The organism is Bradyrhizobium sp. MI1.10 (assembly GCF_055811035.1).
On record NZ_JBVVPN010000020.1, the window covers coordinates 155,974 to 164,340 of the forward strand.

Annotated in this window: 11 protein-coding genes; 10 read left to right on the top strand and 1 reads right to left on the bottom strand. The window is 60.3% G+C overall.

The window, feature by feature from the left end:
• Positions 1–188: 188 nt before the first annotated feature.
• The 6 genes from AC0L3K_RS22110 to AC0L3K_RS22135 all read left to right on the top strand — a co-directional run bounded on the left by AC0L3K_RS22110 (position 189) and on the right by AC0L3K_RS22135 (position 4,894).
• Positions 189–422 (top strand): MerR family transcriptional regulator, encoded by a 234-nt coding sequence (locus AC0L3K_RS22110; RefSeq protein WP_473366888.1) that lies wholly within the window; start codon positions 189–191, stop codon positions 420–422.
• 103 nt (positions 423–525) lie between these two features.
• Positions 526–3,336: a hypothetical protein gene (locus AC0L3K_RS22115; RefSeq protein WP_473366889.1), complete on the top strand. Its 2,811-nt coding sequence runs from the start codon at positions 526–528 to the stop codon at positions 3,334–3,336.
• Positions 3,337–3,767: 431 nt separating this feature from the next.
• On the top strand, positions 3,768–4,010 hold the full coding sequence (locus tag AC0L3K_RS22120; protein WP_473366890.1) for a hypothetical protein: 243 nt from the start codon (positions 3,768–3,770) through the stop codon (positions 4,008–4,010).
• 51 nt (positions 4,011–4,061) lie between these two features.
• Positions 4,062–4,328, top strand: a complete 267-nt coding sequence (locus AC0L3K_RS22125) for a hypothetical protein (RefSeq protein ID WP_473366891.1) — start codon at positions 4,062–4,064, stop codon at positions 4,326–4,328.
• On the top strand, positions 4,329–4,667 hold the full coding sequence (locus AC0L3K_RS22130) for a hypothetical protein (protein WP_473366892.1): 339 nt from the start codon (positions 4,329–4,331) through the stop codon (positions 4,665–4,667).
• Positions 4,664–4,894 (top strand): hypothetical protein, encoded by a 231-nt coding sequence (locus AC0L3K_RS22135; protein ID WP_473366893.1) that lies wholly within the window; start codon positions 4,664–4,666, stop codon positions 4,892–4,894. Before AC0L3K_RS22130 ends, AC0L3K_RS22135 begins: the two co-directional genes overlap by 4 nt.
• Positions 4,895–5,242: 348 nt before the next feature.
• Here AC0L3K_RS22135 and AC0L3K_RS22140 read toward each other — a convergent pair whose 3' ends face one another.
• Positions 5,243–5,695 (bottom strand): MerR family transcriptional regulator, encoded by a 453-nt coding sequence (locus AC0L3K_RS22140; RefSeq protein WP_473366894.1) that lies wholly within the window; start codon positions 5,693–5,695, stop codon positions 5,243–5,245.
• An 88-nt stretch (positions 5,696–5,783) separates the two neighbouring features.
• On the opposite strand from AC0L3K_RS22140, the gene AC0L3K_RS22145 reads away from it, so the two are divergent.
• From AC0L3K_RS22145 to AC0L3K_RS22160, 4 genes are all read left to right on the top strand, one after another.
• Positions 5,784–6,503, top strand: a complete 720-nt coding sequence (locus tag AC0L3K_RS22145; protein ID WP_473366895.1) for a hypothetical protein — start codon at positions 5,784–5,786, stop codon at positions 6,501–6,503.
• Between the two features lie 58 nt (positions 6,504–6,561).
• A complete protein-coding gene (locus AC0L3K_RS22150) occupies positions 6,562–6,885 on the top strand; it encodes a YnfA family protein (RefSeq protein ID WP_473366896.1) in 324 nt (107 codons plus the stop codon).
• Positions 6,886–7,092: 207 nt separating this feature from the next.
• On the top strand, positions 7,093–7,833 hold the full coding sequence (locus AC0L3K_RS22155) for a sulfite exporter TauE/SafE family protein (RefSeq protein WP_473366897.1): 741 nt from the start codon (positions 7,093–7,095) through the stop codon (positions 7,831–7,833).
• Between the two features lie 294 nt (positions 7,834–8,127).
• The coding region (locus AC0L3K_RS22160) for a hypothetical protein (protein WP_473366898.1) at positions 8,128–8,367 on the top strand (240 nt) is incomplete at its 3' end.

Here is an 8,367-nt window from a genome sequence, read left to right on the forward strand (position 1 = left end):
GCTCGATTTCGACGCGTGCCTCGCTCGGCAGAGTTGTTCCGCTTGGGCGGCTCGCGTCGTGACAGGGTTTTTGAACCGCTTTCCACCAGCTTGTGTGAGCTATCAACCAGCACGAGGCGTGCTGCTACTTCACAAATTGCAAAAACAGCTCATTCTCCGAGGACCCAAATGAATGCGGAGAAACGAGAATGGCGCGCCCGGAAGTTACTGGCCGCAAGCTGAAGCAACCCAAATCAAGCACTGAAGACGCCGACGCCTACAGCGTCGACGAATTTTGCGCGCGTCATCGCATCAGCCGTCAGCTTTTTTACAAGCTGAAAGCGCAGGGCATGATGCCCGCGACTTTCAAACTTGGCACACGCGTGCTGATCTCGCGCGAGGCTGCTGCCGATTGGCGCCGTGCGCGCGAGAATGCGGCCTAATCTAAAAATGCGAAGGCCCGCCGTGGTGAGCGGCGGGACCTTCAATCTACGTAACCAAGTGACAGCTTGGTCTTATCTTCATGTGAACTTTGGAAATGCACTTATGCTCGATAGCACACATTTCGACGCCTTTACAAACTTCTACAAGGATTTCGCCGAGACCATCGACCGCGCGCCCCTCTTTGAGCCGTGGGAGGAGCCGCCCCCGCGCATTCCGCCGCGCGTCACCGTTGTGGACTTCATCAAAGCGTTGTTCGCCCACACCACCGAACCGGCTTACTTCTGCTCGTTCACCAATGAGCGCGGCGAAGGCCAGGAGCGCCACGTTGCGACCCGCAACGCCGGCCATGTCGCCTCTTTCATGGAGAAGTGGGACAAGCCGGGACGCGGCATGTTCGTCGGCATGTCGACGGTCAAGGCCGGCGCCAAGCGCAGCAAGGATAACGTCGTCGAGACGCCCGCGCTGTGGGCGGATGAGGACTTCGCGAAAATCTATGATTGCCCGGATGATCCGGCTGAGGCGCGCGGCTATGTGCTGAAGCAGCTCGCACGGCTGAAGTATCAGCCGAGCATCATCGTGTTCTCTGGCGGTGGCGTGCACTGCTACTGGCTCTTCAAGGAAGCACTGCCGACGCAAGACAACATGGAGCGGATCGAGGCGGCGCTGCGCCAGCTCGCCGATGTCACGGCCGGCGATTTGCCGGTGTGCGAGGTCGCGCGCGTGCTGCGCCTGCCGGGCTCGCACAACACCAAGAACGGCGCGTGGCGCGAGGTCGAGATCATCGAGCTGCATCCCGAGCGGCGCTATGACATTGAAGAACTGGAGGAGTGGCTGAGCGAGCAATCGCCGGTCATGCTGCGCAAGGTGCGCGAGCACGCACTGCCGGCCGGCGCCGGGGATGAATTCGCATTCTTCGAGGAATACGGCAAGCGCTTCAACTTGAAACCGCCGATCGACGTGCAGCAACGCCTGGAGGGCATGATTTTCATGGGTGGCGGCGATGCCGCGATCCACCAGACCCAGTTGCAGTGCAGCGCCGCGCTGCTCAACCAGGGTGTGCCGAAGGACGAGGTTGTCGCCACCATCCTCGCCTATACCCATCGTGCAGCCGGCGACTACGGCAAGCGTTGGAACTGGCGCATCGAGGAACGCAACATCGTCAAGATGTGCGACGACTGGATCAAGAAGCATCCGCCCGAAAAGAAGAAAGCCGAGCGCGTTGAACGCAACGGCGTCGAGCTGAAGGCGGTCACTGGCGGCGCCGGCAAGATCGAGGCCGAGCAGCGTGCCACCGGCACCGACGCGAGCGGCACCAGCAATGTCATCAAGATGCCGGTGACCACGCCCGTGCCACCGAAGGGCGCCGAGCTGCATATTGCAATTGGCAAGGCGGTCATCGCCCATTTCAAGAGTGAAGGCGAAGAGCTGATCAACAACGATGACGGCTCATGGTTCTACACTGGTGGTGTCTGGGAGCTGCGCACCGGAACCAAATGGCTCGATGTGCGGATCGAGCACAATTTCGAGCAGCTCGGCTATAAGACCGGCACCAAGCTGGTCAACGAAACCCGCAACTGGATTCTGCGCCGGCCGGAGCTGTGGCGCGAGGGCGAACTGCCCTGGGACCAGCACGGCAAGATTCCGACACGCTCCGGTCTGGTCGATCCGCGCACGGGCGCGCTGGAGAAGGCGCGGCCGGATCACTTCTGCACGTGGCGCGTCGAGGTCGAGTATGACCCCGAGGCCAAATGCCCGTGGTGGGAGACCATGATCGCCGACATGTTCGGCGACCGCCCCGAGCCCGAGCAGCGCGCCCTGGTCGGCGTGGTCCAGGAGCTGATGGGCGCCGCGCTGATCGACAAGAAGGCGCGCGGCCTGCGCAAAGCCTGCGTGTTCTGGGGCAATGAGAACCGCGCCAAATCCGGTGTGCTCGATGTCACCGCCGGGCTGTTCGGCGACCGGCCGATCACTGCCGGCATCGGCACCGTCGATAGCAACCCCCATGGCACGATGCCGTTCGTCCGACGCGCGCCCTGGGTGCTGCATGAAGCCTTCAGCGGCCAATGGCACATGTCGCAGACGGTCAAGGCCATCGTCACGGGCGAGCCGGTTCAGATCAACATCAAGAGTGGGCCGATGCTGACGCGGACCGTGCGCGCGCCGATCTTCTGGGCAACCAACTTCCAGCCGCAGTTCAAGGAAGCGACGCGCGCGATCGTCGAGCGCATGATCGTCATCGAGGTGACCCGCAAGTTCGATGTGACGAAGCCGGTCGGCGTGGCGGCCGAAGCGATCCGGCGCGGCTTCGACAAGCCCGGCGCGTTCATCGTCGCCACCGAGCTGCCCGGCGTTCTCAATTGGGCCGTGGCGGGCTTGCGGAGGGCGCTGGAGCGCGGTGCCATCGCCAGCACCGACAGCATCGCCGAGACCGCCAGGACCATCCACAACGACAGCAACCTCGCGGCGGGCTTCCTGGACGAGTGTGTTGAGTACGATCCGCTCGCGCGCATCAAGATTGTCGACTTCTGTCTGGCGCATTCGGCGTGGTTCGTGGAGATGAAGGGCGAAGATCGGCGCCTGCCGAGCAATGATGCGATCAGCAAGGCCCTGCAGGCGATCAGCGATGGTCGCATCGGTATGGATAGGAAGGAAATGCGCGACGGGAAGAGGCGGTACTATTGCGGTGTCGCGCTCAACGACGCGGGTCTCGACTATCACAAGGTCGGTTACCAGAGCCGGCTGTTCGAGGGCAAGGTCGGCAACGCCACCGATCCGGCGAGCGAGGTCAATGGGCTGATCCCGCCGTCCTGGGACAACAAGCAGAGCGTGACCAAGATGCGCGAGCATCACGCAAATCGGGTCACGAATGACCCGAATGGTGATGTTGATGAAGTTCGGGTCACTGACCAGTGACCGGGAAAGTGCCGATGAGGCGCGACGTGTCATCGAGGCGGTCACTGACTCAAGGTGTTGGCTGCATTCGTTTTTCGAGCAGTAGTGACCGTAGTGACCAGTTTTAATCCTCTTGGTTGGAGAAATGAGAAAATGAAGGGAGGGAAGGCAAAAGGCAGGGAGAAAGTAGGTTTAGAGAGAAAGGGCGTTTTTCGGGTCAGGTCAGGTCATCGGTCATCGGGACGGCGTCGGGGGGTCGCTGTCGTGGGCTGCGTCCCAGGGGCTGGAGCGATGGCTCTCCGCGAGATCAGCGAACAGTGGAGGCACCGGGGGGCGGTCGAAAATCTGGCGTCCGGGACCCTTAGACCGCACGGGGCGGTCCATATGCAATGGGATCAGATTCCTAGAAGGGGGTTGCCCATGTTGACGGCATTTAGCCCCGGAGGTCCACCGTGAAAACCAAGGCGAAGGCGCACCTTGCACCGACGGCCGCCGCCCAGCGCATGCGGGAACACCGCGCGCGCCAGGCGATCGGCGCTGTGCGAGTTGCGATCGATCTCGACGGGAACGACGTAGACTGGCTTCGCAGCCAGGGCGTGCTGCAGGAATGGAACGAGGCGGATCGGAAAGAACTCTCGAAAGCGTTGAAACTGGCGCTGCGGAAACTCGCAGGGTTACGGCGTAACGAGGGTTGAGATCGCGATCTGCTATTGAGAGGTCGACTTCGAAATGAAGAGGGGACGACAATGGTCATCAGGCTAACAGCGAGTGAACTGGAAACTGGCCGCCGTTTGGTTGCCCGCAAGATGGCGCGTTCGGTGGTTCGCATTTTGCCGGAAGCCGATGATCTGATTGCAATCAATCGGATAACCAAGCAAATCCGCGAGCTGCTCTGGCACCGCGATGATCCTGACAACATGCGAGCGTGTCGCGCGTTGGTCCGCGAGCAAGCTCGGCTGTCGCTTGCGTATGAGCGACGCCATGGGAGCGCCCCCAACATCAAGCATGTGTAAATGACGAACGTCCCAACTCCCGAAGAGCGCCGTGCGATCGAAGCGAAGGTTTCGCCACAACGGCGAGCCGAGATCGAAGGCCTCGTCAAATCGCTGGCACCGGTGATCGGCGATTTCGTGCTGGCAGCAATCACGCCGCTGAAAGAGCGGCTCAAGGAACTCGAGTCGCGCCCGACGCTGCGTTACTTGGGCATTTGGGATGCATCGCGGACGTATCCGCCGGGTTCGTTCGTCACGCATGCGGGTTCAGTTTGGCATACCGACGCGGAAAACATCGGCGTACGGCCGGGTGAAGGCGGAAATTTTTGGCGACTGGCTGTGAAGCGGGGCACGAAATGAAAATATTAGACGAAGCAAACGCCGAGTTGCGCCGCCATCGCGATCTTGCGCTCACCGCCTATGCGCGCCGTCTGCTTGCGCGCGGCGCCGACATTGACGGGGAAGAGTTTCGTGCGGCTCTGTCGAAATACGCCGGCGAGTTGGAGGCGTGGCGGACCAAAGCTATGGACAGCTTGCGGCAATTTGTCGAGGCGATGACGGAGCGGCCGTCCGCAACGTTGCATTAACTGGCCGATCATGGCTCTAAGCGCATCAAGGAGTCCGTAGGGCCGTTAGTCTGCTATTGGGGGGATTGTGTTGCAAAAGTCGAAAGTTGCAGGGCTCAAGATTTTTCGCGAGAACACTAAGCAGCGAGCGATCGCTGATTCGTATGACCTCAATCGCGTTACCGAAGTCGCCTGTGAATTTTGCGTGAGGCCGTGAGGTCCCTCGCATCTTGTACGCGAAAGATGCGCCCACGGCCCGCAGAATTTTGGTCATCGGCGAAAATCGACTTTTGCAACAATATCGGGGGAAAAGCGGAAGTCGCGATTGCGTAGTTCGACTTCCGAGGCTGACTTCAAGAGCGCCGTCCTCTAGCCACATCCAATGCGTGTCGCGGCTTTGGGTGTATCGGATTGGCGCTTCGATAGATCGTCAAGGATCACGCATTCGGGACCGGGGCCACCAGCACAGGACGCATCGCAGTTCGCGACGAATGCGGCGATGCTCCGCTCAAGCGCCTTCAACTCGGCGAGCTTGGCGCGCACCGTAAGGAGGTGCGCCTGCGCGAGATTGCGCGCACTGACGCACGAACTGTTGGGATTTTGAACAAGCGCGACGAGTTCTCGGACTTGGTCGATTGAAAAGCCGAAGTCGCGGCACCTCCGGATGAAAGTCAGGCTCCTCACGTCCGACTCGTCATAAACCCGCTGGTTACCGGCTTGGCGACCTGCTGAGCGCAGCAGGCCAATCTCCTCGTAATATCTGATCGTCGGAGCGCTCGTGCCCGTCTGCGTCGCCAGGGCTCCTATCTTGAGAGGCTTCATCTCCTTGGCTTTCCCACCGTTCTTTTCGCTTGAACCTCAAGTTACTTGAGCATGTAGGGTCGCGGCAACTCACATAAAGGAGAAGCCGATGTCCGTCGTCGAAGCCGCGCCAATCGCCTGCACGCTAACGTCCAGCGAGATGCAAGATCGCCTCGCCTGGATCGCCAATCTCAACAGGGACGCCCTTATCGCGCATCAACGCGAAGGTTTGGTTCTGAAGCTAACGTACGCGCCGGAGGCGGTGTCCCGTGTGCGCGAAATGGTGCGAGGCGAACAGGCGTGCTGCGCATTTCTTCAGTTCGACTTCAAGGAAACGACGCACGAAGTTCATCTGACCATCACCGCGCCGGAGGGAGCAAGAGAGGCGGCAGACGTGCTATTCGAGAAATTCGTTGTCAACGTGCCGACATGGTCAGCTCAGACACCGTCCTGCGCATGTTCGCCGGTCAAGCCGGCTCCGAATGAGCCGCCCGGCGCGAAGGCTGCCGGCGCAACGGCCATCACCTTATCGGCCAGTGCGGTCGCATGCGGAGCCTGTTGTGTTTTGCCGTTCACCCTGCCGGCGACCATTCTCGCCAGCACCGGCTCGTTGTTGTCGTCGCTGGTCCACATGCACCTGTGGATCACCGTGCTCTCTATCTTCGCCGTGACGGGGGCCTGGGGTTGGCTGGCGTGGCAGGTGCGCCGGACTGGGCGCAAGCCGGCTGCCGCTACGCTAATCATGATGATTGCCTCAACAGTGTTTATGACGATTTCGCTGATGTGGCCGCTGATAGAAAAGCCGCTGATCCGGGCGCTCCGAGCCTGATAGCCGCGAGGCGACCCGCTGACTTGAACAGCGGCGGGTCTTGTGGAAACGTCACTCTATGAAGACCGGCATCGTTTACGTTTTTGCAGCTATCGCCGAAATCGCGGGCTGTTTCGCATTCTGGGGTTGGCTACGTCTTCAGAAGCCCATCTGGTGGCTGTGTCCTGGACTATTGTCCCTGATCGCATTCGCCTACTTGTTGACCTTGGTTGAAAGTGTCGCCGCAGGGCGCGCCTATGCAACATACGGCGGCATCTACATCGCAGCTTCGCTTGCATGGCTTTGGGCCATTGAAGGCATACGCCCCGACAGGTGGGACCTAACCGGAGCGTCCATATGCCTTGTTGGAGCCGCTATTATCCTCTGGGGGCCACGCAGTTAAGTCGGTGAGTCACTTGTGGCCCATAGCTGACTTGCCGCGCGCAAGCGGTCGAGGACCATATGCAGTGCATCGGCATCGGCGTCAGTTTGATTTTCCAAGGCGTTTAGTCTAGGAAAAGACGAGCCCCGCAGCCTGCCGTAAGCAGAGCCGCGAAGCAGACCGGCACGACGGTTCGGGTTTTAGTTCAAACGCCACCTGAGTCGTGCCATGCCTGAGCTTTCGGTACTGCTGCTTGCCGCCTGCATTTGTTTTGGCGCGGTGCTCTATACATCTGTCGGCCATGCAGGGGCATCGGCCTACATCGCTTTGATGGCGCTGTTCGGCATCTCTCCGGCCGTGATGCGGCCAACCGCGCTTGCCCTCAACATTCTGGTATCGGCGTTCACTTCATTCCGTTTTGTGGGCGCTGGTCTATTCCGTTGGCGCACGCTCTGGCCGTTTTTGGTTGGCGCCATACCATTCGCAGCACTAGGCGGCTCGGTACACCTGCCGGGCGCGTACTACCGTCCCTTGGTCGGCGTTGTGCTGCTATTAGGCGGCGCGCGGTTGCTGTGGCCACGTGAGCTTAAGCCGAGCGTCGATCCGCGCGATCCGCCGATTTGGGCTGGGGTGCTTTGTGGGATCGGCATCGGCTTTCTCTCCGGCCTCACGGGCACCGGCGGCGGCATCTTCCTTTCTCCGCTTCTGCTTTTTCTCGGATGGTCCGACGCACGTACCGCTTCCGGCGTCGCGGCTGTCTTCATTCTTTGCAATTCGATTGCCGGTCTGCTCGGAAACGTGGCCATAGTGCAATCGTTGCCGTCCGACTTATGGATTTACGCCATCGCCGCTGGCCTAGGTGCAATTGTCGGAACGACGTTCGGCATCAGATGGCATCCGGGAGTGATCCTGAAGGCTCTTGGCTGCGTGCTGATCGTCGCGGGGCTGAAGCTGATAGGCGTTTATTGACGCTGACAAGACGGACGGCCTTTCGAAACCAAGCGCGAGGTCGCCTCTTGGTCCCAAGGCGAAGTGGTCCAATCGGCCGTTGAGGTCCGCTGTTAGTTGCAGATCGGACCTGCCGCTCTGCTCACAGCTCGCGTTCCATCGCCGGATGTTTGCGGATTCTTCACTTTGACCCAGTACTTGCTCCGTCCGGCCTGATAGGGCCGGTCTCTGCGCTTAGACACCAGCCCTTCCAGCCCCAAGTTGCAGGCAGCTCGAAACAGATCAGGCCCAAGCTCGCCACGTTCAAAAGGATTGATGAAGACACCTTCAGGGCGCCGCGCCAGCAGACGTGCCAAGTTGCTCTTTCCGCAGCGACAAGGGCAGCATGCGAAGGTCATCACCTCCTTCGGCGAGAACAGGATAAATGAAGCCTGCTTGCGCAACCAATTGCCAAGTATTCTACAGCTGTTCTTCAAGCATCAAGTTCACCGTCTCTTCTTGCCTGCTCGCCTTTTTGACTTCAGAACGTCGGCTTGGCTTTTGAAGGCGCGTGCT